At 66.9% G+C, this 24,607-nt stretch carries 25 protein-coding genes and 3 pseudogenes; 11 read left to right on the top strand and 17 right to left on the bottom strand.

The features are described 5' to 3' along the window. Window positions 1-108 precede the first annotated feature (108 nt). Genes AB0M56_RS43485 through AB0M56_RS43475 form a run of 3 tightly spaced genes read left to right on the top strand, consistent with a single transcriptional unit; the run spans window position 109 to window position 3,390 of the window. On the top strand, window positions 109-1,311 hold the full coding sequence (locus AB0M56_RS43485) for an acyl-CoA dehydrogenase family protein (protein WP_364187412.1): 1,203 nt from the start codon (window positions 109-111) through the stop codon (window positions 1,309-1,311). 52 nt (window positions 1,312-1,363) lie between these two features. Further along, window positions 1,364-2,581, top strand: a complete 1,218-nt coding sequence (locus tag AB0M56_RS43480; protein WP_364187411.1) for a CoA transferase — start codon at window positions 1,364-1,366, stop codon at window positions 2,579-2,581. Between the two features lie 29 nt (window positions 2,582-2,610). Then, a complete protein-coding gene (locus tag AB0M56_RS43475; RefSeq protein WP_364187408.1) occupies window positions 2,611-3,390 on the top strand; it encodes a crotonase/enoyl-CoA hydratase family protein in 780 nt (259 codons plus the stop codon). A 74-nt stretch (window positions 3,391-3,464) separates the two neighbouring features. On the opposite strand, the gene AB0M56_RS43470 is transcribed toward AB0M56_RS43475, so the two are convergent. Continuing rightward, window positions 3,465-4,727, bottom strand: a complete 1,263-nt coding sequence (locus AB0M56_RS43470) for a helix-turn-helix domain-containing protein (protein WP_364187405.1) — start codon at window positions 4,725-4,727, stop codon at window positions 3,465-3,467. A gap of 272 nt (window positions 4,728-4,999) precedes the next feature. Then, a complete protein-coding gene (locus AB0M56_RS43465) occupies window positions 5,000-5,239 on the bottom strand; it encodes a hypothetical protein (protein ID WP_364187402.1) in 240 nt (79 codons plus the stop codon). A gap of 118 nt (window positions 5,240-5,357) precedes the next feature. Between AB0M56_RS43465 and AB0M56_RS43460 the strand changes: the two genes are divergently transcribed. Further along, window positions 5,358-5,798: an AMP-binding protein gene (locus tag AB0M56_RS43460; RefSeq protein ID WP_364187400.1), complete on the top strand. Its 441-nt coding sequence runs from the start codon at window positions 5,358-5,360 to the stop codon at window positions 5,796-5,798. Window positions 5,799-5,811: 13 nt separating this feature from the next. Here AB0M56_RS43460 and AB0M56_RS43455 read toward each other — a convergent pair whose 3' ends face one another. Beyond that, window positions 5,812-6,465 (bottom strand): BON domain-containing protein, encoded by a 654-nt coding sequence (locus AB0M56_RS43455; RefSeq protein ID WP_364187398.1) that lies wholly within the window; start codon window positions 6,463-6,465, stop codon window positions 5,812-5,814. An 884-nt stretch (window positions 6,466-7,349) separates the two neighbouring features. Between AB0M56_RS43455 and AB0M56_RS43450 the strand changes: the two genes are divergently transcribed. Continuing rightward, entirely contained in the window at window positions 7,350-8,048 is a 699-nt protein-coding gene (locus AB0M56_RS43450) for a LysR family transcriptional regulator (protein ID WP_364187396.1), read from the top strand. A 408-nt stretch (window positions 8,049-8,456) separates the two neighbouring features. Here the strand turns inward: AB0M56_RS43450 and AB0M56_RS43445 are convergent, their stop codons facing one another. Next, window positions 8,457-8,750: a cupin domain-containing protein gene (locus AB0M56_RS43445; protein ID WP_364187393.1), complete on the bottom strand. Its 294-nt coding sequence runs from the start codon at window positions 8,748-8,750 to the stop codon at window positions 8,457-8,459. Between the two features lie 724 nt (window positions 8,751-9,474). Between AB0M56_RS43445 and AB0M56_RS43440 the strand changes: the two genes are divergently transcribed. Beyond that, window positions 9,475-9,729, top strand: coding sequence for an acyclic terpene utilization AtuA family protein (locus AB0M56_RS43440; RefSeq protein WP_364187391.1), 255 nt, complete (start codon window positions 9,475-9,477; stop codon window positions 9,727-9,729). Here the strand turns inward: AB0M56_RS43440 and AB0M56_RS43435 are convergent. From AB0M56_RS43435 to AB0M56_RS43415, 5 genes and pseudogenes are all read right to left on the bottom strand, one after another. Next, a complete protein-coding gene (locus tag AB0M56_RS43435; RefSeq protein WP_364187389.1) occupies window positions 9,649-10,584 on the bottom strand; it encodes a DUF5996 family protein in 936 nt (311 codons plus the stop codon). The genes AB0M56_RS43440 and AB0M56_RS43435 overlap by 81 nt on opposite strands. Window positions 10,585-10,709: 125 nt before the next feature. Further along, window positions 10,710-11,294, bottom strand: a pseudogene (locus tag AB0M56_RS43430) (CocE/NonD family hydrolase); the annotation flags it as partial. Window positions 11,295-11,495: 201 nt separating this feature from the next. Beyond that, on the bottom strand, window positions 11,496-11,846 hold the full coding sequence (locus tag AB0M56_RS43425; protein ID WP_364187386.1) for a hypothetical protein: 351 nt from the start codon (window positions 11,844-11,846) through the stop codon (window positions 11,496-11,498). Between the two features lie 65 nt (window positions 11,847-11,911). After that, complete coding sequence (locus AB0M56_RS43420; protein WP_364187383.1) at window positions 11,912-12,259, bottom strand: alpha/beta hydrolase; 348 nt, start codon at window positions 12,257-12,259, stop codon at window positions 11,912-11,914. Between the two features lie 104 nt (window positions 12,260-12,363). Then, window positions 12,364-12,600, bottom strand: a pseudogene (locus AB0M56_RS43415) (alpha/beta fold hydrolase); the annotation flags it as partial. A 684-nt stretch (window positions 12,601-13,284) separates the two neighbouring features. On the opposite strand from AB0M56_RS43415, the gene AB0M56_RS43410 reads away from it, so the two are divergent. The 4 genes from AB0M56_RS43410 to AB0M56_RS43395 all read left to right on the top strand — a co-directional run bounded on the left by AB0M56_RS43410 (window position 13,285) and on the right by AB0M56_RS43395 (window position 16,291). Further along, entirely contained in the window at window positions 13,285-14,376 is a 1,092-nt protein-coding gene (locus AB0M56_RS43410; RefSeq protein ID WP_364187380.1) for an MBL fold metallo-hydrolase, read from the top strand. 536 nt (window positions 14,377-14,912) lie between these two features. Beyond that, window positions 14,913-15,074: a hypothetical protein gene (locus AB0M56_RS43405; RefSeq protein ID WP_364187377.1), complete on the top strand. Its 162-nt coding sequence runs from the start codon at window positions 14,913-14,915 to the stop codon at window positions 15,072-15,074. Window positions 15,075-15,228: 154 nt separating this feature from the next. After that, on the top strand, window positions 15,229-15,699 hold the full coding sequence (locus AB0M56_RS43400) for a hypothetical protein (protein ID WP_364187376.1): 471 nt from the start codon (window positions 15,229-15,231) through the stop codon (window positions 15,697-15,699). 91 nt (window positions 15,700-15,790) lie between these two features. Then, on the top strand, window positions 15,791-16,291 hold the full coding sequence (locus AB0M56_RS43395) for a VOC family protein (RefSeq protein ID WP_364187373.1): 501 nt from the start codon (window positions 15,791-15,793) through the stop codon (window positions 16,289-16,291). Window positions 16,292-16,507: 216 nt separating this feature from the next. Here AB0M56_RS43395 and AB0M56_RS43390 read toward each other — a convergent pair whose 3' ends face one another. Continuing rightward, complete coding sequence (locus tag AB0M56_RS43390) at window positions 16,508-16,810, bottom strand: hypothetical protein (protein ID WP_364187370.1); 303 nt, start codon at window positions 16,808-16,810, stop codon at window positions 16,508-16,510. Window positions 16,811-17,009: 199 nt separating this feature from the next. On the opposite strand from AB0M56_RS43390, the gene AB0M56_RS43385 reads away from it, so the two are divergent. Further along, window positions 17,010-17,432, top strand: a complete 423-nt coding sequence (locus AB0M56_RS43385; RefSeq protein WP_364187367.1) for a hypothetical protein — start codon at window positions 17,010-17,012, stop codon at window positions 17,430-17,432. A 169-nt stretch (window positions 17,433-17,601) separates the two neighbouring features. Here AB0M56_RS43385 and AB0M56_RS43380 read toward each other — a convergent pair whose 3' ends face one another. The 7 genes and pseudogenes from AB0M56_RS43380 to AB0M56_RS43350 all read right to left on the bottom strand — a co-directional run bounded on the left by AB0M56_RS43380 (window position 17,602) and on the right by AB0M56_RS43350 (window position 24,297). Continuing rightward, a complete protein-coding gene (locus AB0M56_RS43380; protein WP_364187364.1) occupies window positions 17,602-19,176 on the bottom strand; it encodes an MFS transporter in 1,575 nt (524 codons plus the stop codon). Between the two features lie 159 nt (window positions 19,177-19,335). Then, window positions 19,336-19,704: a hypothetical protein gene (locus AB0M56_RS43375; RefSeq protein ID WP_364187362.1), complete on the bottom strand. Its 369-nt coding sequence runs from the start codon at window positions 19,702-19,704 to the stop codon at window positions 19,336-19,338. 630 nt (window positions 19,705-20,334) lie between these two features. Further along, window positions 20,335-21,115 (bottom strand): annotated as a pseudogene (locus AB0M56_RS43370) (transposase family protein). Between the two features lie 562 nt (window positions 21,116-21,677). Further along, complete coding sequence (locus AB0M56_RS43365; protein WP_204089352.1) at window positions 21,678-21,836, bottom strand: DUF6307 family protein; 159 nt, start codon at window positions 21,834-21,836, stop codon at window positions 21,678-21,680. Then, a complete protein-coding gene (locus AB0M56_RS43360; protein WP_364187359.1) occupies window positions 21,833-22,039 on the bottom strand; it encodes an RGCVC family protein in 207 nt (68 codons plus the stop codon). Before AB0M56_RS43360 ends, AB0M56_RS43365 begins: the two co-directional genes overlap by 4 nt. Window positions 22,040-22,356: 317 nt before the next feature. Further along, window positions 22,357-22,827 (bottom strand): DUF5994 family protein, encoded by a 471-nt coding sequence (locus tag AB0M56_RS43355; protein WP_364187356.1) that lies wholly within the window; start codon window positions 22,825-22,827, stop codon window positions 22,357-22,359. Between the two features lie 318 nt (window positions 22,828-23,145). Continuing rightward, the gene (locus AB0M56_RS43350; RefSeq protein WP_364187353.1) at window positions 23,146-24,297 is read right to left on the bottom strand and encodes a N(5)-(carboxyethyl)ornithine synthase; all 1,152 of its coding nucleotides are present in this window, start codon (window positions 24,295-24,297) and stop codon (window positions 23,146-23,148) included. Window positions 24,298-24,607 lie beyond the last annotated feature (310 nt).

Raw genomic sequence — 24,607 nt, 5'->3', positions numbered from 1 at the left:
CACGTAGACGATAAGGAGCGGTAGATGAACGCGACACACGACACAGCATCCGGCTCGGGCCAGAGCACCCTGACTGGGGCCTCCTCGGGAGGGAACGGGAGGTCGGGGGTGGAGCCGCCGGTGCTGGGTGGGACCGAGCAGTCCGACTATTACCTGCTGGGTGAACTGCTGACCGACGAGCAGCGGGCCCTTCGCCAGCAGGTCCGCGATTTCATGGACCGGGAGGTCAACCCGGTCATCAATCCTTACTGGGAGCGCGCGGAGTTCCCGCACGAACTGGTCCCCAAGCTGGCGCAGTTGGGTATCGCGGGTTTCCAGATCGACGGCTACGGCTGCCCGGGTATGAGCAATGTGACGACCGGCGTGGTGATCCTCGAGTTGGCTCGCGGCGATCTGAGCATGTCGACGTTCACCGGTGTCCACTCGGCCCTGGCCATGACGTCGATCGCGGTGCTGGGCTCGGAGGAGCAGAAGCAGCGCTTCCTGCCGCCGATGGCGCGTTTGGAGAAGATCGGCGCGTTCGGTTTGACCGAGCCCGCGCATGGCACGGACGTGGTCAAGTTGGAGACGACCGCGCGCCGGGACGGTGATTCCTACGTGCTCAACGGTCACAAGCGGTGGATCTGCAACGCGACCTTCGCCGACTACGTGATCATCTGGGCGCGCGGCGATGACGGGCATGTGGGCGGCTATGTGGTCGAGAAGGGTACGCCGGGGTTCGATGCCCAGGCCATCACGGGCAAGACGGCGCTGCGCTGTGTCCAGAATGCTCAGATCTCTCTGACCGACGTCCGGGTGCCCGCGGAGAACCGGCTGGCGGGCGGCAACACCTTCCGCGATACCGAAAAGGTCCTGCTGGCCTCGCGCTTTTGCGTGGCCTGGGAAGCGATCGGCGCCGCCATCGCAGGCTATGAGACGGCCTTGGCTTACGCCAAGCAGCGGCACCAGTTCGGGATGCCGCTGGCCGCTTTCCAGCTCGTCCAGTACCGGCTGGCGCGGATGCTGGCGGACATCACCGACATGGTCTGCATGCAGTACCGGCTCAGCCAGCTGATGGACGAGGGCAAGTACTCGATGCCGCGAGTGGCGCTGGCCAAGATGCACTACACCGAACGCGCACGAGCAATCCTCGCCGACGCCCGCGACATGCTCGGCGGCAACGGCATTCTGCTCGACTACCACATCGCCCGACACCTGTGCGACATCGAGGCCATCGACACCTATGAGGGCACCGACACCGTTCAGGCGCTGATCGTCGGCCGGGACATCACCGGATACAACGCCTTCGTGCCCGCGGCTCCGCGCCGCTGACTCAGCACGCATCGCGTCGGCGCGACTGCCGACGCCGCCTGAATTTCCTGTCATGGAGAACACGCCCCTGCTGGAGGGCCTGCACGTCGTTGATCTTGCCAGCTTCATCGCCGGGCCGGCCGCGGCCACCGTCCTCGGTGACTTCGGCGCCGACGTCGTCAAGGTGGAACCACCGCACGTCGGCGACGCCTACCGTGGTCTCAGCCGGGTGCCGCCGAACCCTCATGTCGAAGGGGTCAATTACCCCTGGCAGCTGGACAACCGCAACAAGCGCAGCATCGCGCTCAACCTGAAGTCACCCGGCGCCAAGCCCGTGCTCGAGCGGCTGGTGCGGTGGGCCGACGTGCTGGTGACCAACTTTCCGCCGCAGACCCGGGCCAAGCTGGGCCTGGACTACGACGAGCTCGCCGCCCTCAATCCCCGGCTGATCTACGCCGATGTCACCGGCTTCGGTGAGGCAGGTCCGGACGCGCACCAGCCGGGCTTCGACGTCACGGCGTTCTGGGCGCGCAGCGGTCTGATGGACGTGACACGCCAGCGTGACGCGCCGCCGGCGATGAACGCCTTCGGATCAGGCGATCACGCGACGGCGACAACCCTGTTCGCCGGGATCATGACCGCGTTGTACCGGCGAGAGAAGACCGGTCAGGGCGCCCGCGTCACGGCGTCGTTGCTCGCGGAAGGTGCCTGGGCGGCGAGTATGTGGCTGCAAGCCGTACTGGTTGGGGCGAAGGGGCCTCGCCCGGTCGACCGGTTGCACCCGCCGAATGCGCTGGGGAACACGTACCGGACAGCAGACGACCGCTGGGTGCTGTTGGTGTTCGTCAACGAGGACAAGGAGGTCCCCCTGTTTCTTAAGGCCATCGGCCATCTCGAGGCGGCGCAGGATCCACGCTTCGCCGACACCGCGAGCCGTCGCGCTCACGCCGCCGAGATCGTCGCCCTGCTGGACAAGACGTTCGCGACCCGCCCACTGGCCGAGTGGCGTGAGGTTCTCGACGCCGCGGGCCTCACCTACGGAGTCGTCCAGACTCTCGAAGAATGCGCCCGCGACCCCCAGCTCCTCGCCAACAAGGTCCTCGTACCGATCGACGACGGCAGCGCTGAGCCGCAGCTGACCGTCGACAGCCCCGTGCACCTGGACCAGGAACAGAAGGTCCGCCCGCGCCCGGCCCCCGACCTGGGCGAACACACCGAGTCCGTGCTCGGCGACCTCGGCTTCGACGCTGCCGGAATCGAGGACCTGCGCACGGCAAAAGCGATCGACTGACGGAAGACCGAGAGAAGGGAACCATCATCATGACCACGGCCACAGGCGCCACCACGGTGCACACCGAGGAACGCGACGGCATATTCGTGATCACCATCGACCGGCCAGAGGCCCGCAACGCCATCGACGGCGCCACCGCCCGGGCACTGGCTACCGCCGTCGACCAGCTCGACGCCCGCGATGACCTCATGGTCGGCGTCCTCACCGGTACCGGAAGCGTTTTCAGCGCAGGCATGGACCTCAAGGCGTTCGCGGCCGGAGACACGCCCGTCCTCCCGGGGCGGGGCTTCGCCGGCATCACCCGCGCCCAGATCAAAACGCCCCTCATCGCCGCCGTCGAGGGCTACGCACTGGGCGGCGGCACCGAGATGGCGCTGGCCTGCGACATGATCGTAGCCGCCCGAAACGCCACCTTTGGCCAGCCCGAGGTCCACTACGGCCTCGTGCCACCCGAAGGGGGCATCGTGCGCCTGCCCGAACGGATCCCCCGCAACATCGCGGTCGAACTCCTTCTCACCGGCGAGCCCCTGCCCGCCGAACACGCCGAACGGCTGGGGCTGGTCAACCAGCTCAGCGAAGCGGGCCAGGCACTGGACCGCGCGCTGGCACTGGCCGCTCGCATCGCGCACAACGCACCACTGGCCGTAGCAGCCGTGAAACGCGTCGTCAACGAGCGAACTGCCTTTCGCGACCAGGATGCCTTTCCCGAGCAGGATCAGATCGTCTCACCCGTGCTGGCGTCTCAGGACGCGCGGGAAGGCGCCCGTGCCTTCGCCGAAAAGCGCGGGCCCCACTGGCAGGGCCGCTGACGGTGCCCAAAGACCACGGGGTTGGGCGAGGGCGCAACGCCGGACAAGGTGCGCTCCGGCGAGTGCACCTTGTCTCATGCCGAACCAGTTCGAAGGACCGCCGAGCCGAGGTATTCGACGGCGAGCAACGCCACCTCCAGATCGGTTCGCCCTTCTTGTACGGTCCGTCCCATGATTTTCTCGGCCTTCCGGATGCGGTACTGCACAGTGTTCTTGTGCAGAATCTGGCTGCTCGCAGTACCCGCGTAGCTACTTCCGGTGGCCAGAAAGATCTGCACGGTCTCGCGCAGCCGGGCGGAGCGCTCGTCATCGACAGCCAACGGACCGAGGGCGCTCCATACCCAAGCACGCAAGTCCTCGAAGTGCGTACACATCAGGGCAATCGGAGCCACGTGAGAATACGCGGTGAGCTGTGCACCTGAAATCGCCACCGACGCAAGCTCCTGTGCGCACAGCGCCTGCCGATGTGTGCTGCGGAATCCCTCGATGCCGGGTGCCACACGTCCAGCGCATACCCGCACGGAAGGATCGCCGTTTTCGACCACGCTCGATAACCGTTCCCAGCAGACGTCGCTGTGTGAGCCCAATGGCAACCAAGCCCACGACACTATTTCATCTCGGGGGACAAACAGCGGCCTGGCAGGGCATTCGAACTCCTCGGCGATCTTAGTGGTGAGCCGGTCGAGTCGGGCCAGTCCCACATCGCCACGGGTAGGCTCGGGCAGCCAAGCCACCAGTCCGAGGTGATGTTGTCGCAGCCGGTAGCCAAGGGCTGGTTCCGCCCAGTCCAGGTCGACCTCCTTCTCGGCAAGGATGTCCCGCACGCGAGCGGCGCGCACCGCAGTCTGCGCCAGCAGCCAGCGGTCCCGCTCCATTTGGTGGACCTCAATGAGACGCTCAGTGACTCGGTCGATGTAGCTGAAGCTCACTCTCAGCATCCGCAGGTTCGTGGCGGCACAGAGGTCACCGTCGGCTTCCTGACGGTCAAGCTCTTGAAGGCACCATTGAAGAAAACGCCAATGCCCGATTCTGTACGCTCTGACCAAAGCGGTTATGGGCATATTCCTCTGGGTCAGCCTCTTGGCGTACTCCTTGGCTGCTACAGGCGCTTCGATATCACCCGGCGGAATGTCGTTTTCAAAAATGTGCAGCAAGGTGGTGACATTTTCCATGACGCTCGCCTGCAAGGCTTCAACGATGGCCTCATCGCCCCGAAGTGGCGGTATTTCGGCAGTCAGATATAGCCATACGTCGCGGCTGACCTCGGGGAGGTGTGACTCCACGTTCGCTGCGACTGCAGACAGTTGTTTTGCGGCGTCGGAGTTTCCCGCAGCCATTTTTGCAAGCTACCACTCCGTGTTCGCGACCCGCGCTCACGCGCGGGGTTCCTGGACCGTCGAGGGGTCGTTCAGTGTGCGGTTTTTCACCCCGCTGTGGGTAACTCCCGGGTCGTCGACAGGTTTGTGGATAGTCAGGTCTCAGATCAAGCTTGCCACTTGCCACTTGCCACTTGCCACCTGTCACGCTGGCAACCCGAGTCGGCCCCACCAGAACCGGAAAGCCGGCAGAACCCGCCCGCCGCTCTCGCTCCGCGATGTCCAGCCGGTCGTCAGCCTCGGGATGCACCCTCTCCAAAGGCGCCAACGCATCGTGCGCACGCGCCGGCGACGATGGCCACGAGGACCGTGGCAATCGCGATGACGGCTGTGGGGGGCCACTGGAGGATGCCCGCATCGGCTGCGGCGCTGGTAAGTATCGCGGCGGTGGAGCCGAGTCGTCGGTGTGGTTTGGCGCTGGGGTCGCGGACCAGTGCGCTGTCGGCGGTCAGGCCGGTGAGGGTCAGCGTCATTACGGTGGTGGTCAGGTCGCGCGCGCCGAGGCGGCGGACGGCCCTGGCGCTGCGGATCTACACAAGCGGCCCGACAGGCTGTTCGAAGGGGGTACTCGGCCACTCGAACCTCACCGCGGTGGCCGGGGTGATTGCCGAAGCCATATTTCTCGGTCCAGCGGACCACTGCCTGCTCGTGCATCCCCTGGTTTGGCCGACCTACTTCTCCGCCGTCCCGACCATCTACGCTCGGCTCGCCGAATTGCCCGAGGACGTCCGGCCGGACACCTCCTCCGTGCAGTTGACGGTCTGCGAAGCGGCCCCAGTGCCGATGGAACTGCTGGCGCGCACCGAATTGCACCTCGAGGTCCCGCGCCTCGCAGGCTGCGGCCTGACCGAAGGCACCTGCGCGTGCACTGTCAATCCAGTCGACGACCCGCGCAAGCCGGGCACCGTCGGTGTGGAAGGAAAACCAGGTACTTGGTGTCTTCTCGACGGGAAGGCCGTGGGCACCGCACGGGACGTCGTTGCAGCCTGGCCTCCCGGCGCCACCCCGCTGGCGCCGGGAGGCCGGCTCTGAACCGCGACGACGGTCAGCCGGTGATGTACACGTCGTCGCGGAGGTCGTAGACGCCTGCTGTCATCCATGCGGCGTCCAGTACGGCGTCGTGCTCGGCCCACGTACGCACGTGCCCGGTGAGCATGACGGTGTTGCCGTTGGTGTCGACGACCACGTCGCTGTCGTCGAGGATCAGCGCGTACCGGTCGAGCGCGTCCTGGACGGCCGCCAGCACGTCCACCGGGTCGGCGTCGTAGGCGATGTCGATGTCGTTCTTGACATTCCGCACACCGGTCAGCGAGCCCACCGCGGACGCGGCCGCGTCCCGCTCGGAGCCGTACTTCACGGTGCCCGTCAGCGTGATGTTGCCGCGACGCGCGCTGGCTTCGATTCCGGCTGGCACGGTGACGTTCACCGCGAGTGCGTTGTTCGCGGCAGTGGTCAGCATCGGGTCGTCACGTTCGTCGCCGGGCGGCAGCACCACCTCCAGATGGTTGTGCAGGCGGCTCACCCCCGCGACCCGGCGAGCGGCGGCGGCCGCGTTGAGGTACTGCGGGTAGCTGGGCACTGTGCCGTTGAGAGCGACGTCCCCGCGCAGGTTCTTCACGGTGATGTCCGTCGCTTCCACCGTCGGGTCGAAGATGAGCTCGGCTTCGACCGCCTCGCGGATGTCCTTGGTCTTGGTCATGCTCTGGATCCTTTCTGTCGGCCGGCTTTCGATGTCGACCGATCGCGTGTGTTTCTTGTTTTCCAGTACATCGAAGTGGTGGGCTGTCGTAAAAGTGATGGGGCCTGTCCTGCCATAGGTCGCCGCAATGGCTGCGGCAATCCATGCGGCTGCACCAGCGTGTCGCATACCAGACAGGCCACAGTGGCCGGAGCGATGTCCGAGTCGTCGAGGAAACAGTGGCAATGGCCGGCTGAGTCGTCACCCGGCCATTCGGTCCACCAACCGAGGCCGTCGCGCCACACCACTATCACCTCTCGGCGGACATACGGTCTGCCGGGCGCCCTTCCGCCGGCGATCCGCAGGCGGTCGCGTGGCACCGGGCCGAGGCTGACCTCGACCGATCGGATGTGGACGCCGCGACATCGCAACTCATGCGCCACGTCCTCGACATACCTGACCGCACGAAGGCTGTCGGCCGGCCGTATGAGCGGCCGGGAGGGCCACGATGGACTCGTCGCGTGCATGGTGAATCCTCCGTCCGCAGCGCGCAGCGACCGTTTCTGCGCGGGGGAGTGGCTGCTTTCCGAAGCTCAGCCGGATCCGGAGTCGCCGGCCAATTGGCGTGGCCTATGGCTTGATTGGTCGTGCGCGGATCGCGACACCGGCGCACCGTGCCCTGTGCCGGGCGCGGTCGCATCGGTGACGCACCGAGTGTTGCGTGACATGCGATCGGCGACGAGTGCCATGCGGCGCCACACCTCGCGCCGCCGACGGCTACGCGTTCGCCGGATTCGGCCTACCACGCACCACGGCATTGTGGTCACTGAGCTCGATCACCTGAGCGCGCGTGCGTCGTCGATTCAATCAGGCCATGGACAAGGAAACGAATGCATGGAACAGAAATGACGCAACAAACCGGGCCTGATCAGCAGCCTCGTGTGGGAACAGCTCTCCGTCAGGGGATTGAGCTCCGTCATCTGCGGTACCTGGTGGCGGTCGCCGACGCCGGAACGATCACGCATGCGGCGCGGCGGATGTTCGTTACCCAGCCCACCCTCAGCCAGCAGATACGGCGGCTGGAAGAGCTGGTCGGTGCGCCGTTGCTGCACCGGCGGCGGACCGGTGTCCGTTTCACTGCCGCCGGCAGAGTCTTGCTTGAGGAGTCGCGCGCCGTGCTCTCAATGCTTGAGCACGGAGTGACGCGAAGCCGGCAGGTGGCGGGCCTGGGCCGGCCCCGTCTGAGGTTTGTGCTGCCGCCGAATTTGCCGGAGGGGCTCGTGGTGCGGACGGCCTCTCGTCTTCGGTCCACGGCGGACGCTGCCGGCGTCGATGTCGAATGGCTCGAAGCACCGCTCGACGCCGAGTTCACGCCGATCCGCCAGCGACGTGCCGACGCCGGGCTGGGCTGGCTGATGTGTTCCCCGGACGCACTACCGGATCCGCTGGAGGTCGTGAGCGTCGGGGAGTTCGAGCCGGAGGTCTGGATACCCGCGACAGCCGGCAACGCTGACCGCCGAACCATCAGCGTGGACGAGCTGGCCGACATGGATGTCGTCCACCACCACGCCGTACCAGTCCAGCCACCTACGACGCCTGGTTGACGCTGCTGCGTGGCAACCGCCCGCGTTTCGAGTTCACCGACCCTCCGATCTCGCACTCGCTACCGACGACACTGGCGTTCGCGGCGACCGCCCCGCGTCCGACCGCGGTGCTGACCGGCCCGCTCAACCCGAGCAGTGAGCGGGCGGCACCGCGCATCCGGCAGCCGATGGCGAGCACGTACGCCATGGTCCGGGTCGCCGTCGAACCCTGCCCGCTCATCGCGACTGCCGTCGTGGCGTGGTGCGGGGCTCTGCCGCGTGACCTCCAACAGGTGCTGTTCGACGCGGCTGACGGAGTCGGTTCTTCAGCTTGCTCGTCGGCCGAGCCGGCTGAGGTCGAGCCCACGCCCTCAGCCGCCTCTACCGTTGGGATTTTCCGGCAACATTGCCCGCCGTAGCGGCTGCGGGCTACGAGTGGGGGTCGTCGACCTTGAGCTCGGCTCCGGGGTCGGCGACAAAGACGACCAGGAGCCTGGCCCGTTTCGTCGAGCTGGTGTTCTCCGTGAGCACATGGTGCACACCCGGCTGCTCGGTCCAGTTCTCGCCCTGGCGGAATGTGCTGACCGGTTTGCCTTCGAGTTGGCTGCGCACAGTGCCTTCGAGGACGTACGCGTCGACGAAAGCGTCACCGTGCCGGTGCGGTAACGCGCGTGCGCCGGGCGGGAAGTCGACCCCTACGGAGGTGAACGTCTTGCCTGTCACATTCGGAAGGGCCTGCTGGATCAGGGGGGTGAGGTTTTCGGTGGGTGGCTGCGATGCCGTGGTGGGCATCGGAGCTGTGGCGGGGGCGGGCTGGTCCGGGCGGCGCAGGTCGTGGCCCCGGCCAGCGTGGCGACGGCCAGGATGCCACCGGCGATCCGCATTCCGATCAGGATGGGTCTTCTGTTCAGCTTTCGGTGACGCGGAGAATCGTCGTGCCGTAGGCGCATTTGTTGCTGGGCTCATGGCGATTGTCTAAGGATGCACGCCACAGCTGGACCTGTGCCATACCGCATGGTTGAACACAACGTCGCGTTTTCCGTCTCATCAGGGAGACGAGGCAGCCCCTCCGAGTGCGACGGCTCCACTGGCTACTCGCGACTGCCGCGTAGGACCGTCTCGGCGTGTCGCTTCTTAGACACCGGTTCCCGGTAGTCGCCAGCCCTGCTTGCAGCTGCAGGCCTCATCGCTGACGCCGTTGGCCCATCGCGCGGACGTGTACCTCGGCGTCGTTCTGCCGGTCATCGGTGTCGGTTTCCTGGCCACCGTGGTCGGACTCCTTGCCGCCGTGCAGTATTTCGCCGGTGTCGTCGCCTTGCGGTGTATGGTGGTCCTGCCCCCTGGCCCGAGCCCGTCAGCGCGCACCGGTCACCACGCCATGATCTCGCCGGGCCGACCGCGAAGGTCAAGCCGCGAGGGACAATAGTGTCGTGTCCAGGATGGACCCGTGCGGACACTCAGGATCGGCTCGGGCGCGGGGTTCGCCGCCGATCGCATCGAGCCGGCCGCGGAGCCGGCTGAGCACGGCCACCTCGGCTGTCTCGTCTTCGAATGCCTGGCGGAGCGGACGATCGCCTTGGCACAGCTGGACAAGCTGCAGGATCTACAGCGGCCAACTGCGTCAGCCGTCAATCGCGTGCGGTCGATGTTCCAGTGCCTCTCGGTCCCATGCCCCAAGATCGGCCGCGGCGACATAGGTTGACCGAAGAAAGCCGAGGAGCATGCCATCCGGGTCTGGCGCTGTGCGCACGGCCTCGTACGGCAGCAAAAACTCGCCCAAACCAGCGTCAAAATAAGCAACGTTGGGCGTCACGCGGCGCTGCCGATAGCCAGCGGGCTCAGGGTAGGAGTAGGCGTAGAAGGAGCCCTCTGCGCTGCCGCCTGGCCAGAACCCGCAACTGGCGAGTTCATGCGAGTAGCCTTCCACCATCACGCGGTCCGGACAGTTCGGAACTCCACCGGGGTGCCGTGGAGCGGCGCGGCCGGAGAACCGGGTGCAAGCCAGGTCCATCGCTCCCCAGAAGAAGTGCACCGGGCTGCTTTTCCCCATGAACTCGGCTCGGTACTCGCTCATGACCCGGTGTGCGGCCGAGAGCTGACCCCAGAACCGGCGGGCGTGATCGTGCTCGTACGTGCGATGCGCGTTGTCTTCGGCGAAGGGGATCGCCCGCTCGACTTCCACGGGGGTCGCCCAAATTGACACTTCGATGCCCAAGTTGGCCAGCGCCGCGACCGTCTCCCGATAGAAGACGGCTACGGGCTTCGACTCGAGGACCACCTGACCGTGCGCGCCGTTGCTGACACGGATGTTCAGGCGGTGGTCCACGAAGTCGAATTCCAGGTCGAAGAGCTGATTCCCGTTCGGGATCGAAGACGTGGTGAGGCCTCTCGCGGATACATACAGGGGAACCTGCCACCAGTGGTTGACCGGCGGCGTGTTGGCCATGCGGATCTTGCCGACGACCTGGGTCCACATGTGCAAGGTGTCACGCGTGTCGGTCCAGTCGTCGACCCGAAGCGCAGGCCACGGGTCCGCGACAGCGAGTTCACTGGACATCGTGACTCCCGATCAGTGCCAACCGCATATTGCACAGTGTAATCGATCCTGGCGGAGGCGAGATCATGCGAAGTCCAGGGGTGCCAGCCGCCGATGAGCAGCACGGGGATTCGCGTGGCGGTCAGCGCCGCCGAGGCCCCGTACGGAGTCCAAAAAGGATCATCGCGGTCGGGATGGGAGAGCCAGTCGGTGAACCACGTGTGGGCGGGACCTAGCGCCTTCGCAGCGGCGGCTTCCGCGGTCGGCTCGCGTAGCGCGGTGTCGACGCGGCGGCGCGCGGCGAGCATCGTGCGCGGCCCGCGGGCCTGCACGTTGGTGCTCCAGCCGAGAAAGTCGGCCAGGGCCACCGAACCGGTACCGCGGATGGCGCGGGCGAAGTCGTGCGGAACCACGAGAACGATGGCCGCCCGCAGCTCCGGCGGAGGGTCCTGCAGCAGCGCCCACTGCGTCCAGCCCAGGTAGGAACCGCCGAGCGTCGCGAGGCGGCCGGTGAACCACGGCTGCTCGCGCAGCCACGCGACGGCGTCCTGGCTGTCGGCGGTTTCTTGCGCGATGGGCCGCAAGGCGCCGATGGATCCGACCGTCCCGCGGACGCTCTGCACCACGACCTGGTACCCGCGTTCGGCGAAGGCGCGGCCGTGGAACAGGCTTTCGGGCAGCCCGCGGCCATACGGCGTGCGGATGAGCACAGTGCCGTGCGCCTCGCCCACGTGCAGGTAGAGGTCGGTGAGCAGCTGCGCCCCGTCGGTGGTGGGCACGGGCACCGCGCGCGCGATCGTGTAGCGCCGTCCGCCGGGGCAGGCTGAACACCGCGCGGTGGACGGCGCCGATCGCGCGCGAGCACGCCGGGCTGGGTCATGGTTCCTCCTGGTGGTGCGCCTCAGCCGGCGTGCGGCAAGACCGCCTCGGGCTCAGGGTCGGGTTTCGCGGACTTGCCGGGGCACAACGCCGCGGCGACCAATGCGGCCAGCGCAAGCGCCACGGCCCCACCCCAGAATGCGGCGTGGTGCCGGCCAGGTCACCACCAGACCGGGTGCGGAAGCCGAGAGGCTCATCAACAGCGCGACCCCGATCGAGCCGCCGATCTGCACGGTGGTGTTGACCGTCGCGGACGCGACGCCGGTTTCGGCGGGGGAGACCCCGACCGTCGCCGCGGACATCGCCGAGCCGGACACGGTGCCCAGGCCCAGCCCGGCGAGCAGCAGCCCGGGCAGAGTGGTCGTGGCGTAGTCGTTTTGGAGGCCGGTTCGGGTGAGTGCCACGAAACCACGCCGGCGAGGCCGCGCAGCGGCGACCGGTAAACCGTCGCCATGGTTCGCGTTGCTTGTCACCCCGCGACGATTGCGGCCGTGGCCTGCTGGACGAGGGCGGCGACTGCGGCCGGTTGCGATACGTAGATGGAGGGGCTGCCGGCCACTTCGACCACGGTCGAGCCGGCCCGCTGGGACATCGCGTGCTGCGCGGGGGGTGGGATCATCTTGTCGTCGGTCGCGATCAGGTACCAGCTGGGCTTGGCTCGCCAGGCGGGTTCGGTGATCGATCCGCCGAGGGCGTCCACACCCCACGGGACCTGCGAATCGGCCATGAACGCGGCCTGCTCGGCGGGCAGGTCACCGGCGAAGGACGCGTGGAACTTCTCTCGGTCCAGGAACAGGAAACCATCCTGAGGCGGCACGGGGCGCCGGGCGGCGGGTCGGCGATGAGCGTGTTCACCGATTCGCCCGCGTCCGGTGCGAACGCCGCGATGTACACCAGCGCGTCGACGTTCGGGTGTGCGCCCGCCTCGGTGATGACGGCCCCGCCGTAGGAGTGGCCCACGAGAACGATCGGCCCGTCCTGCGCATCGATGATCCGCCGTGTCGCTGCGACGTCACCCTCAAGCGACAGGGTGGGGTTCTGCACGACAGCGACGCGGTGGCCGTCGCGTGAAAGCACGTCATAGACCCCACGCCAACCGGACCCGTCGACAAAACCGCCGTGCACGAGCACGACATTTCTCGCTGATCCCGCGTCCATCCTGACCCCCTCTCGCAAGTTTGGTGGTCGATGTCGGTGAGACTAAGCAGACGACATGGCACACGGTTCCGCCAGATTGCCGAACCTGACCCTCGCAGCGGCGACTGCGCCAGGGCTGCGGGGGTGTTGCGCTGAGTGAGATCGTCGGAACGTAACGGCGCGCAAGGCGCCGGAGGCGCTAAGACCGGCAGCGTCCTTGAAGCTGACCATCAAGACCGGCAAGAACGCCGGCCAGCCGTTGCGCTCCCACGCTGCGTCTTTCGTCCCGAAGTGAGGTGAAAGACACAATTGCCGCCAACTGGGTCAGTATTCGATACTCCTTTCAGTGGGGAATTATACGCACGCTGGTCCAACAATTTACTTTTTGTTTTTTGAGTATTGACACACGTGTTTGAAACTTCATACGGTTTTGCCGTGAAGCACACCAAGGCGAGGTACAGCAGCGTGGGCGTGGCCCGGGTCCTGTGCACCGTTTTACCGTGAACGCCGACGGTTTGGGCTTGCCTCGCCACTCGAGCATTTGCCAAAAGCGGTAGATGTACATTTTCAATTCGTGTAAATTATCTATTTTGCCCTCGGGTCATCGGCTCTGAGTGAACTGTGTTCATCAGTGCTTGAGATTGCGGTGAACCGAGTAACACGCTTTCGGAAACCTCCATCACTGTCCCCTGCAAAGGATGCACCTTGACGACGAAGTCCGAAACCTCCGAACCCACCAGCCGCAGAGCGGTGCTGAAAACGGTGGCTGCTGCCGCCGTCGTACCCGCGGCGGCGGGGTTGCTCGGCGCCACCATGCCGAGCTCGGCCAGTGCCTCCGAGGCCGACACGCTGCCGGACTTCGCACCGGTTCCCTCCGCCTCGGCGGGGCCTGCGCTGAACGCGAACGGCTACTACGTCGGCCGGATCGAAGGAAACCTCTATTGGGTGACCGATTCGTTTTACCAGGCTATGTTCCTGACCACCTCTGAAGGAGTCGTGCTCGTCGACGCTCCGCCGACGATCGGGCACAACCTCTTGCGGGCTATCGACGACGTCACCAAAGCCAACGGTATGCCCAACAAGGTCACGCACCTGATCTACTCCCACTCCCACGCCGATCACATCGGCGCCTCGGCGATTCTGGGTTCGGACGTGGTGCGCATCGGGCACGCGGAGACCCGCCGACTGCTTCGTACCGCCGGAGATCCCAACCGGCCGGTCCCGACGGAGACGTTCGACGACCGCTACGTTCTCAACGTGGGGGTTGAACGCCTGGAACTCACGTACCACGGCCCGAATCATTCGCCTGACAACATCTTCATCCATGCACCGGGCCATCAGACTCTCATGGTCGTGGACGTGATTTTTCCGGGCTGGGTGCCGTTCAAGAGCCTCGCCGTCTCCCAGGACATCCCCGCCTGGGTGAAAGCGCACGACATCGCCATGGGATATCCCTGGAAGACCCTGGTCGGCGGGCACCTCGGACGCCTCGGTGCCCGCTCCGACGGTTACCTCCAGAAGCAGTACCTCGCAGACCTTGACGCAGCGGTCCGCGACGCCTCGGAGACAGTCGACCCCGCGCCCTACTTCCAGAAGTACGGGGCGAGCGGTAACGCGTGGGCGATTTTCAAGACCTACCTCGACGCCGTCTCCCGCCGGGCCGCCGAGCCGGTGATCGCCAAGTACACCGGCACGCTGGCCGCCGCCGACGTCTTCACCGTGGAAAACGCCTTCGCAATGCTGGAGTCCCACCGGATCGACAAGGATCTCCTCGGCCCCTTCGGTGTCCACCCGTGACGGCGCGCTCTTGAAATCACGTCGCCTTGCTCGGTGCTGTAGCGACCGGACGCAGGACAAGCATGGAGATCGGCAAGCCGGGTGAACGCTGAAGACTAACGTCGTGAATGGCTCTTCACTCGGGTTGGTGCTGACCGTTCCGCACCGGGACGGTCAGCACCAACCCGGCTGGTGGCGCAGCGCTCGGCGGACCGGCAGGTCACGCCGACCGAACTCGTTTCGCAATCGCGACCGCACGGCCGAATCGGTCAGCAGGCCACGCTCGACAGCCCCACCGCGCGCGAGCGGGGAGTGAGCGGGACGGGAGCGTCCAGCACGATGGGTGCACGCACGTCCGCCTCACCAGCCTGCGGTCGAGCAGCTCCGTCAGTAGCCGTGCCGTGTCGGTGGGGGCAATGTCCTCGGGTATCGCGAGCCGTTGCTGCACCGCGGCGGCCGCGGTACCCGGGTCGCCGGCGAGCAGAGCGTCCAGCACGACCGTGGCGGCCGCCGAGCGGCTCGGCCAGGGGCGCCGGCGAGCTCGGGGTCGCGGCCCGATGAAGTCGTTGTTGGAGCAGGGGCGGGAGCGGTGGGTGGCGGTGCTGTCGGAGGCCGAGGCCTATGCGGCGGCGGAGCTGCTCGGGCAGTTCGCGCAGCTCGATCCGCCAGGCGAGTTGAACCGGCTGGCCGCCTCCCTGGCCAGCCGCCTCGGCGCCTGACCAAGTCTGGGGGTCACCGCCGGCGCTTTTGGGAAGCCCACCACCCCAAGGCGCCATACTGTGACGGAACCGAATTTTGTGGCCAAGCTGGGCCGACCGCGGTGTTGTTCGTCAGGCTGTCTTGATGCAGTGGTGAGTGTCAAGAGGGTGACGTATGGCTGATTCCATTCGACTCAGCGAGGGCCGGGTCCTGCCCTCCGGGACGGACGTGGAGCGGATCGTGCGGTCCGGGGACGAGCGGGAGCTGTTCGCTGTGCGCGAGACCTACCGGCCTCGGCAGCGGTGGCAGCAGATCGCGGATCAGGCTGTCGACGAGGACCATCGCAGGCTGTGGGAGCCGGCCGTGGCGGTCACGGCGGAGGTCACGCCGCTGCAGGAGCTGGCGGCGGCGCACCGGTTGGCCCGGATACTGACCAGTAGCCGCTGGTACGTGATGCGTGATGCCCGCGGGGCCGGGGCCAGCTGGCCGGAGATCGGTGTGGCGCTGGAGATGAGCAAGCAGGCCGCTCAGGAGTGGTACCAGCGCAAAAGACCAGGAGAAGTACCTGCCGGACTTCCACGACGCCACCCGGGTCCAGGCCGTGCTCGACGAGGACGCGCCGGGCACCACGGCGAGCTGACCTAGCTTTTGCCGGCCGGCCTTCGGCGCGCTGCGAGGAGAGAAGGACCTCGGCGATCAGCTTGTGGCTACGGTCGGAGGTGTCCCAGGAAGGTCGATGCCGTTCGGAGTTCTCATGTCATTTCAAGTCCTTGGTACCGCACACACGGGAATCACGGTCGTCGACCTCGAAAGGTCGCTGTCTTTTTGGAGGGACGTCCTCGGGCTCAAGGTCGTGATGCGCGATGAAGTGGCTGGCGAGGCGCTCGAAGAGATCACGGGTGTCCGTGGAGGCGCCATGTCGTTCGCCATTCTCGAGGTTCCCGGTGGCGGAGGCCAGATCGAGCTGTTGGAGTACACGGAGCCGGCCGATCGGCAGCATTTGCGGCCACGTCCCTTCGATGCACGTTGCGTTGTTCGTGGACGACATCGAGGCTGTGCCGCGGGATTGCGCTGCAGCTGGATGGCGCGGCCACGGGGCGCCGCGGATCAGGCAGGAGGGCCCGGCCAAGGGGATAACCTTCCTGTATACGAGCGACCCGGACGGCACCATCGTGGAACTCGTCCAAGCCGCCTCCTGAGGAGTTTTCCGCCTCTTCGAAAAGATCCACCCTGGTGAACACCGTGTGCCATCCTCCAGTCACTGACACCAACATTTCCGGTGTCAACAGCCAGACGGTTCACAACAAGGGCGCGAATCACCCAGCGGCCCCATGACCGGCGACGCCGCAAGTCTTCACCGCCCAAAGGGAACGGGTCCGCCCGCGCAGGAGCGACGAACATGCTCGTGTCGAACCCCGGGTCCGGGGTCTGGGCTCGTCGATCACGGCGTCGTTCAGTTCGGGCCGGCGTGCCGTCGCAGCTCGGACCACTCGTCGTTCGGTCTGTCGGCGGCCAGCGCCGCACATCGTGGGCAGGTCCTCAGGTTCAAACCGCCAACCTGCGCGCCGAACGGCTTCATGCTACGGATGACGACGCGCAAGGTGCTGTCGCACAACGGATAGTCGGCGTCGTCGTGCACCGCGTGCCGCAACACGACAGGCTGCGGGGTGGCTTCGCCGACGCGCGCGAACCGGCGGCTCACACCCTGCGAGCGAGGTGCGGGCATCGTCTCGATGAAGCCTGAGTACAAGGTCATCTGACTGTTCCTCCTGGTGGCGTCGCCATTGAATCGCCGCCGAAGGCTGCAGCGCTACGCCCACTCTGCAAACGGACGCACCCGGGTGTCACCACTCGCGCCAGCGCTGCCCGGCCGAGCGGGGTCGCGGGCCGCGCCTGTTGAGGAACCGCAGCAGGCGGCCGCACAGGGGACGCCGAGGTCGCCGTCGACCCGCTTGATGTCGTCGTGGGGCAGCCCGGTGCCGCAGAGCGCGGTCATCATGTCGTCGGCGCGGCTGAGGGCGGGAGAGGGCACGCGGGCGGTATGCCCCGAGGACCGCATCGGGGCGCTCGAGCACGTCCAGGTCGACGGCGAGGTTCGGCGCCGCGGCTACGGGCGGGTCCTCGCGCTCGCCGTGTTCTCCCGCCTGGACTGGTTCACCGACGGGCCGGACTGGATGCACGGTGACCGGCGCGTACGGGCGCTGCGCGCGGCGCAGCACGGCGCCGGGTACACGTGGACAACCATGCTGATCGAAGACACCCCGCAGGCACGCGGATTCGCCGAATGGCTACCGCTATCGAAGGTCGGGGAACCGCTGTACTGCCGGCACATGCTCGACGCGGCCGGCCTGACCAGTATCGATTCGCCGGGTGCATAACCTGGCCGTGCAGGGGTACCACGATCGGCAACGGGAAAGACAGGAAGATCACGACAGCGCGAGGAAGTGCCCATGTCCCTGGTCGGTGAATTCGGCGGGGCCGCGAACGATTACCTGCGGGCCGGGCGTGCCCGCGGCGGGTGACGGCCCTCTGTCGGAGGAGATTGCGCTACCCGGGCGGAGGGTTCGGTTTGGGGCGAGCACCGGGCTGTTCTCTGGGTATGCCGCCGGTGACGGCGAGTGCCAGCAGCGTGAGCATCGCCAGCACCGCCAGTGCCGACCGCAGCCCCGCGATGCGGCTCTGGGCGTTGGTCGCCACCACCGTGTCGACCGTCGCCGGAGGGACGTCCGCGTTGTCCAGTGCGACTCTCAACTGGTCGTCGGACAGGAACGGCACCCCGCCGGACAGCTGTGTCTGCGCTTGTGACGCGAGATCGGCAGGCACCTCCGGGTTGTCCTGAATGCCAGTGAAGAAGGACGCGGTCAGAGCGGAGATCACGACAGCGCCTGCCAGCGCGGTGCCGATCGACGCGCCGAGCTGGGTTCCGGTGTTCTGCAGGCCGCCGACCTGGCCGCTCATCTCGTCGGGCACGGACGACACCGTGACGCTGCCCAGCTGTGACGCAAGCGCACCCAGGCCCGCGCCGGCAAGCAGCAGCGGCCAGGTGATGATCTTTGCCTCGGCACTGACGTCGAGCAGCACGACGAGGAGCACACTGCCCGCGAAGACGGCCAAGAACCCGAGTCTGACGACCCGCTGCGGCGAGGCGTCGGGCCGCAGCTTCGGGATGCCTACCGCGAACAGCAGCAGCGTCAGGGACAGGGGCAGCAGCCGGATGCCGGTCTCCACCGCCGACAGCCCGAGAGCGACGGACAGGTACAGCGGGACGGTGAAGAAGATGCCGGCCTGCACGAGGAACATGAACAGGAACGAGCCGACACCGCTGCGTAGCTGGCGGACACGCAGCAGCGCCGGGTCGACGAGCGCGCCCTCATGTCGCGTGACACGCCGCTTTTCCCACGCGAGGAAGACCGCGGACATCACGCCGCCCGCGAGCACAAGCCAGATCCCCGGCGAGAGTCCGAGCCACGTCGGGGCGCCGGGCTTCGGCTGAATGAAACCCCAGCTGCCGGAGACGAGGACACCGAGCACGATCATCCCGAGTCCCAGCGCGGACATCGCGGTGCCGCCGAGGTCGAGATTGGTCCGTTTTTCGGCTGGCGTGTCGTTCACGCGCCTGACCAGGACCAGGATCACCAGCACGATCAGCACCTCGCCGGCGAAGACCCAGCGCCACGAGGCGTAGGTCGTGAACGCGCCTCCGATCACCGGGCCCAGCGCGGCGGCGATAGCGCCCGCCGCCGCGACCAGACCGTAGGCCCTGGGACGCTCGGGTTTGCCGAAGTTCGACGCCACGAGCGCCACGATCGCCGGCATGATGAGCACCGCTCCCAGGCCTTCCAGGAAAGACCAGCCGATGATGAGGACTACGAGGTTCGGTGCCAGGGCCGTGGTCAACGACCCGCACGCGTACACGACGCAGCCGATCGAGAACGAGCGCTTGCGGCCGAGGATCTCGCCCAGCTTCCCGCCGGTGATCATGAGCGAGGCCATCACCAGCGTGTAGAGCGTGATCGCCGTCTGGATGCCGGTGACGGTCGTGCCGAGGTCCTTGGCGACGGTCGCGATCGCGGTGTTCATCACGGTGGTGTCCAGGGCCATGACGAACTGCCCTGTTGCCAAAGTGAGCAGAACAGACCTGCCGGCTCGCGACTCTCGCCTGGTCTTCCTCTGGGTCAACGCACTGCCTCCTCGTGCGGCCGACGTCGGTGTCGGGCAGAATGCGCACGTCGCCGAGCTCGTTCTCGCCGCCGCAAGTACGGATCGAGAACGTGCACCCGCTTACTCGGTAGGCGGAAACAGGCGGCGTCGTGTTACCAGAACTTCTGTGGCACCGACGCTGAGGCGCTGGCGCCAAGAGAGCCTGACGAACGCACCCGTACGTTCGCCGAGCGCGGCGGTGACACCGACCCGAACACCCTCTACGAGCAGGCCCACAAACTCGTCCTCGGCCTCGGCGATGCCCCGACAGGGATCGTAACCGCCGGCGACCCCGAGTACTTCGGCCGGATGCAGCACTGCGCGGCGAACATCCTCACCCAGCTGTGGTTCACCGGCTACCTGCTCGGCCCGATCTCCAATCGACGCCTGGCCGAACGAGGCGACCGCCCGCCAACTGCTCACCACCATCGAACACCACGCGGACGTCATCACCCTGCTGCACGAGACTGAGCACTTCGACGAAGACGACCAGCCCTGACCAGCTGGACGCGACCAAGTGTTGTTTTCGGCGCCTGCTACGTAGACGCCCGGATTACTTCGGCCCGCTGCCGGTTCTCCGGCGGACCGGCCCGGACGCGCGAGCATCCCACCGTCCTCGGCGCGGACCACACGACGTGATCGCGCTCCGGCACGACCTCGACCACCTCGCCCGGAGTCCTGCGGCTGCTGGCGTTCCTTGACCTACCCTCCAGGCCTGCGCGGTGAGTCGACCCCGTGGATGTGTCCGTAGCCGATCCGCATGGTCCAGGCCGAGAACCCTCGAGAACGTGACGTTGGCGCGGACGCGGGATGCTTTACAGATCGGCCTGCGGAAACGTCGATCAGCCACCTGTTCGCGAACGATCGTTTGTGCACTATGCGTTCCCGTTCAGGCACCGGCAGGGAAGCAGCTGAACCGAGCCGCACCTCAGGTCCGTGTGACGGGTGTCGACTGCGGGACCATCATGGCTTCGGTCCGCCCGGATCATCTGGCTCTTCGAGAAGATCGGCTGGGCCACCGACGTCCGCTAAGGGATGTCTCGTAACTGCTCTTGTGGTTGGTGGGGCTGGTGTTGCGGATCAGTCTGCGAGGAGGATGTTGTGCAGATGCGCGATGCCGGAGACCGTGTCGTTCAGCGTGCTGGCGGCGCGGCGATAGTCGCGCAGGATCTTCCAGCACTTCATCCGCGCCAGCGCGTGCTCGACACGGGCCCAGATCTTGCGATGGTCGGCGTTGAGGTCTTCCTGCCAGCCGGGCAGATCGCTGCGGTCACGGGGTTTGCGGTAGGGCATGATCACCTCGGGATTGCCTTGGTAGCCACCGTCGGCCATCACCGGGCGCCCCGCCAACTTCTGCTCGATGCCGCAGTCGCGATAGACGGTGCAGTCGTTGCGGTTGCCTGGATGCGCGTCGCCGGTGGCGATCACCAACCGGGTGTCGGCGTCGATCGCGACCTGCACGAACGCCCGAGTACCGGTAGTTCTTCGACGGTGCTGCCAGCCGGTGATCCCGCGTCGGCACCAGGGTGCCGTCCACGATCGCGATCGCGTCGATCCGCCGCTTGCGGACCGGGCCCAGCGCCAGCAGCGGCCCGATCGTGTCGATCACCCGGTGCGCCGCGGAATGCGACACTCCGAACAGCGGCCCGATCTGGCGCATCGTCAGGTTCGTCCGCCAGTACGTCGCGACCAGCAGCACACGATCGGCCAGGTCAAGGCGCCACTGACGACCAGGTCGGCCATCGGCGATCTCGTCACCGCCACGTTTCGCCACGATCCGTACCAACTTGCGGAACTGACCCGGTTCCAACCCCGTGAACGGGGCAATCCACTCCGACCGCGACGCCGAGATCACCTGCACCACACCATGATCAACCACCACCCCCAACCGACCCACACCGGGTTACGAGACATCCCTTAGCCAAACCCGAACGCCTGGCCCGCAAGCTCAATCCCGGCTACACCTTCACGCCTAGCGGGTTCGGCAAACTGGAGCGTGGCCCGCTCGCCGACGCACCCGCCCGCAAACACCGCAGCATCACCCGGCCGGAAGGCCGCTGACAATGACGACCGGCGGCGGAAGCATGGCGGCCGCGCTCCCGCGACGCAGACACCGGATCGCTCGCCGTCGTCACCGCTTTGCAAACCGCGTGGGCCAGGTCGAGCGGATCAGCTACCTCCTCGGTGGCGGCTGGGCGATCACCCACCGCAACCTCGCGCTGAAAGGCCACCTCCGTGCGGCTGAAATGATTCCACGTCATCCCGGCGCACACACACCAACGGCGCCGAGGAGGCGAGTCGCCCAGCGCCGGCATGGCAGCCGCGAATGACGGCGCTGGTTGCCCGGGTAGGGCAGCACGATCGCTATGTGTGCGGCTGATGGGAGCGCCCGGCACCAACAGGGCCGGGCGCACATCGGTTGTTTACCGCATCTGTTCGGGAATCGTGTCCATGGTGTGCAGTAGTTGCACGGCAAGGGCCTGACAGGCGGTGTCCGACAATTTCGTGTTCTCTTTCAGAACATCTCGCACCAGTTTGACGCGCAGGTCGTACCGGGACGCAAAGGCGACTTCCGTGGTCATGATGTTTCCTTCTCAGGTTCGCAGTGCCCGCCGACGCAGACGCATCGGCGGTTGAACCCACCCGCCACGGTGGCCGTGCAGTAACGGCGTGCGATTGAATCGTGCGTGTGTTGGGCATGCTGGCAGGCCGCGCACGCAACTGCGGCCGTACCGCCGGTCTCTGTGACGGCGCCAGCCGGTTTCGCGTTCGCCCCGGCAGTCATGACGGTGGAAACCCACGCCCGGCCTGTTGCCACTGGGCCCGGTGTCATCGGCGGGCGCGGCGTCCGGACGGGTCGCGTGCCCACGTGCTCGCCGTGCCGGGGCGCCGTTGCGGGCCGCGTGCTGTCCCGCCGTCGGTTGGCGGTGTCGGGGTGTAGACCGGCTGGCGGAACAGGCTCCCGTACCGGTCGTCCGGGGAGGTGGTGAGCGCTCCGGGCCGGGGTTGCTCGGCGATGGGGTGGCTGAACATCGAATTGTCCAGTGTGGACGTACTGATCAGAGGATCCTTTCGTGGGTGCTGCCCGGTGGGCGGGGTGGTTCAGGAGTGCAGTGGCGCGCGGCTGTTGGTGTGCTTGTGCCCGGCGGCCAGCAGATGTGTGCTGTCGCTGGTGTTGTCCGGGTCCGCGGCGGTCGTGAGGGCGTGCTGTGCGGCGTCGGGGCCGGTTTCCGCGGCAATGACCAGCAGGGTCGTTCGGTGCTGGTCCCAGCCGATGACCGTCAAGGTGGCGGATGGCTGCGACCGGAATCCCTCGAGCCGGATGACGCTCTCACCGAAGGTGACGTCGCGGGGTGGATCCGGCCAGTCGCCGAGGTGGTAGGTGACCCGGTCGATGCGTCCCAGCCGAGCGGCCAGCGCCGCGAGCAGCGCGGGCAGTTCGGCGGCCAGATCGCGGGACCGGGGCCACCATGCACCGTCGACGTGTCCGGTGGTGGGTGCCGCCGGTTTCAGCCGTAGACGGGGCTCGGTGACCGGTTGCGTCGAGAGTGTGGTGTTCGGGCCCGACGGCATGTCGGTGCTCCCGTCTCCGGCCGCTGATTGCCGGCCGGACTGGGGCCGAGGACGGCGCAGGTTCGATCACTCGCGCACGAAATGCTCTCGGTCAACACCGAGCGTACAGGACGACTGCGCTGAGTGTTGAAGAGTGTGACGCATTCCGGGGTACTGGGCGTTGGCGCCGACATGTTCGCCGTTGAGGACGAGGTCGGCCAGAGCGAGTTCCCAGCCTGCGGTAGCTGCGGAATGTCGGAAGCACCAGCCGGGCGGTGGGGTTTGCCACAACGGGTGCTGCCGCGGTCCCCCTCCCGCGGAGGCGCCGGTCGCAGTCCTCTACTCCACGAGGTGCGGGTACTCCGCCGCGCGGTGTTGGAAGACCAGGACGGCGGGATTCCGGACGACACCGTCGCGGATCTCGATGGCGCGGCGGACAGTTTCGTCACCGTCCCATGCGGACGGTCCGCCGAGCACCGTCCCCAGGAACGGGAGCAGGGCCTCGCTGATCTCCGACGTGGCCGAGTTCCACAGGTAGGACGGGCTGTGATCGACGGCGTAGTACGTGATGCCGTCGCCGACCACGAACGACGGCTCGGCGAACGTGGTGGTCCGCGCCCAGCTGAAGCCCATGCCTTCGTCGCAGGAGACGTCGACGATGAGGCTGCCGGGTGCGAACGCGGCGAGGTCGTCTTCGAGGAGGAAGGTCAACGGCGCGGCGGTGTCCTGCAGGACGCAGTTGACGACGATGTCGTGCGCGGCGAGGAACCCCGCCAACGGTACCCGGCCGCGGTCGGTCAGAGCGTGGCTGCGGCGGGGGTCGTCGGGGTTGTTCACGTCGTGCTCGAACTGCACCATCGTCGCGGAGTGGATCGGCGAGCCGACCGCCGTGACGTCGCGGCCGGTGAGCACGCGCACGTCGTGCACGCCGTGCGCGTTGAGCGCGGTCACCGCACCTCGCGCCGTCGCCCCGAAGCCGATCACCGCCGCCCGCAGCCGGCGGCCGTAGTCGCCGGTCGAGCCGATCACCTGCAGGGCGTGCAGCACCGAGGAGTAGCCGGCCAGTTCGTTGTTCTTGTGGAAGACGTGCAGGCCGAACGAGCCGTCACGGTTCCAGTGGTTCATCGCCTCGAAGGCGATCAGCGTCAACCGGCTGTCGATGGCCTGCTGCGTGAGCTCGCGGTCCTGGACGCAGTGCGGCCAGCCCCACAGCACCTGGCCCGGCCGCAGTTGCGCGACGTCCTGCGGCAGCGGCTTGGCCAGCAGGATGATGTCGCACTCGGCGATGAGCTGTTCCCGCGTACGCATCCCGGCGACGGTGCCTGCCAACTGTGCGTCGGCTACGCCGAAGTCTTCGCCGTAGCCGTGTTCGAGGTAGATGCGGTCACGGAGGCCGGCGTCAATTCGTCCGACGTGGCGTGGGTGGATCGGCAACCGGCGTTCGTCCGCTTTCCGCGAATGCGCGACGACGCCGAGGGTGAGCTGGTGCACATGGGCCCCTTTTGCTAGACCACAGTCTAAACACACGGCGGGTACGGCGCTCCGCCCACGGGGTTCCGGCCGCCAACACGTCAGTAGTGGACGTGCCGCGGAAGCGGCGAAAGATCTTCGGGACGACCGTGCCGAGCGAGCTGCGCCGGAGTCAGGGCATCGGAACGGTCCACATCAGACGGATGCCGTCCGCGGCCGGGTGCGCAGACAGTCGGTCACGACGAACCAGTTTCGGCGCCGGACAGCACGCTGCTTCACAGACCGGATCGGTCGACGGTCATTACCCTGCTCTTGTCGTAGAACTTCACCT

Origin of the sequence: Amycolatopsis sp. NPDC051372 (assembly GCF_040682095.1) — a bacterium.
Classification (GTDB): domain Bacteria; phylum Actinomycetota; class Actinomycetes; order Mycobacteriales; family Pseudonocardiaceae; genus Amycolatopsis.
Note: the sequence above shows the minus strand (reverse complement) of the source record. Positions and strands in the feature narration are given on the sequence as shown.

What these genes read in the sequence shown, in the direction of transcription:
- AB0M56_RS43400 (WP_364187376.1), top strand. Translation starts at nt 15,229, where the DNA reads ATGGCTGATTCCATTCGACTCAGCGAGGGCCGGGTCCTGCCCTCCGGG.
- AB0M56_RS43360 (WP_364187359.1), bottom strand. Translation starts at nt 22,039, where the DNA reads ATGACTGCCGGGGCGAACGCGAAACCGGCTGGCGCCGTCACAGAGACC.
- AB0M56_RS43355 (WP_364187356.1), bottom strand. Translation starts at nt 22,827, where the DNA reads ATGCCGTCGGGCCCGAACACCACACTCTCGACGCAACCGGTCACCGAG.
- AB0M56_RS43395 (WP_364187373.1), top strand. Translation starts at nt 15,791, where the DNA reads ATGCCGTTCGGAGTTCTCATGTCATTTCAAGTCCTTGGTACCGCACAC.
- AB0M56_RS43455 (WP_364187398.1), bottom strand. Translation starts at nt 6,465, where the DNA reads ATGACCAAGACCAAGGACATCCGCGAGGCGGTCGAAGCCGAGCTCATC.
- AB0M56_RS43435 (WP_364187389.1), bottom strand. Translation starts at nt 10,584, where the DNA reads ATGTCCAGTGAACTCGCTGTCGCGGACCCGTGGCCTGCGCTTCGGGTC.
- AB0M56_RS43375 (WP_364187362.1), bottom strand. Translation starts at nt 19,704, where the DNA reads ATGACGTCCGCGTGGTGTTCGATGGTGGTGAGCAGTTGGCGGGCGGTC.
- AB0M56_RS43450 (WP_364187396.1), top strand. Translation starts at nt 7,350, where the DNA reads ATGACGCAACAAACCGGGCCTGATCAGCAGCCTCGTGTGGGAACAGCT.
- AB0M56_RS43390 (WP_364187370.1), bottom strand. Translation starts at nt 16,810, where the DNA reads ATGACCTTGTACTCAGGCTTCATCGAGACGATGCCCGCACCTCGCTCG.
- AB0M56_RS43365 (WP_204089352.1), bottom strand. Translation starts at nt 21,836, where the DNA reads ATGACCACGGAAGTCGCCTTTGCGTCCCGGTACGACCTGCGCGTCAAA.
- AB0M56_RS43480 (WP_364187411.1), top strand. Translation starts at nt 1,364, where the DNA reads ATGGAGAACACGCCCCTGCTGGAGGGCCTGCACGTCGTTGATCTTGCC.
- AB0M56_RS43405 (WP_364187377.1), top strand. Translation starts at nt 14,913, where the DNA reads ATGAAGTCGTTGTTGGAGCAGGGGCGGGAGCGGTGGGTGGCGGTGCTG.
- AB0M56_RS43465 (WP_364187402.1), bottom strand. Translation starts at nt 5,239, where the DNA reads ATGACGCTGACCCTCACCGGCCTGACCGCCGACAGCGCACTGGTCCGC.
- AB0M56_RS43385 (WP_364187367.1), top strand. Translation starts at nt 17,010, where the DNA reads ATGTCGTCGTGGGGCAGCCCGGTGCCGCAGAGCGCGGTCATCATGTCG.
- AB0M56_RS43470 (WP_364187405.1), bottom strand. Translation starts at nt 4,727, where the DNA reads ATGGCTGCGGGAAACTCCGACGCCGCAAAACAACTGTCTGCAGTCGCA.
- AB0M56_RS43475 (WP_364187408.1), top strand. Translation starts at nt 2,611, where the DNA reads ATGACCACGGCCACAGGCGCCACCACGGTGCACACCGAGGAACGCGAC.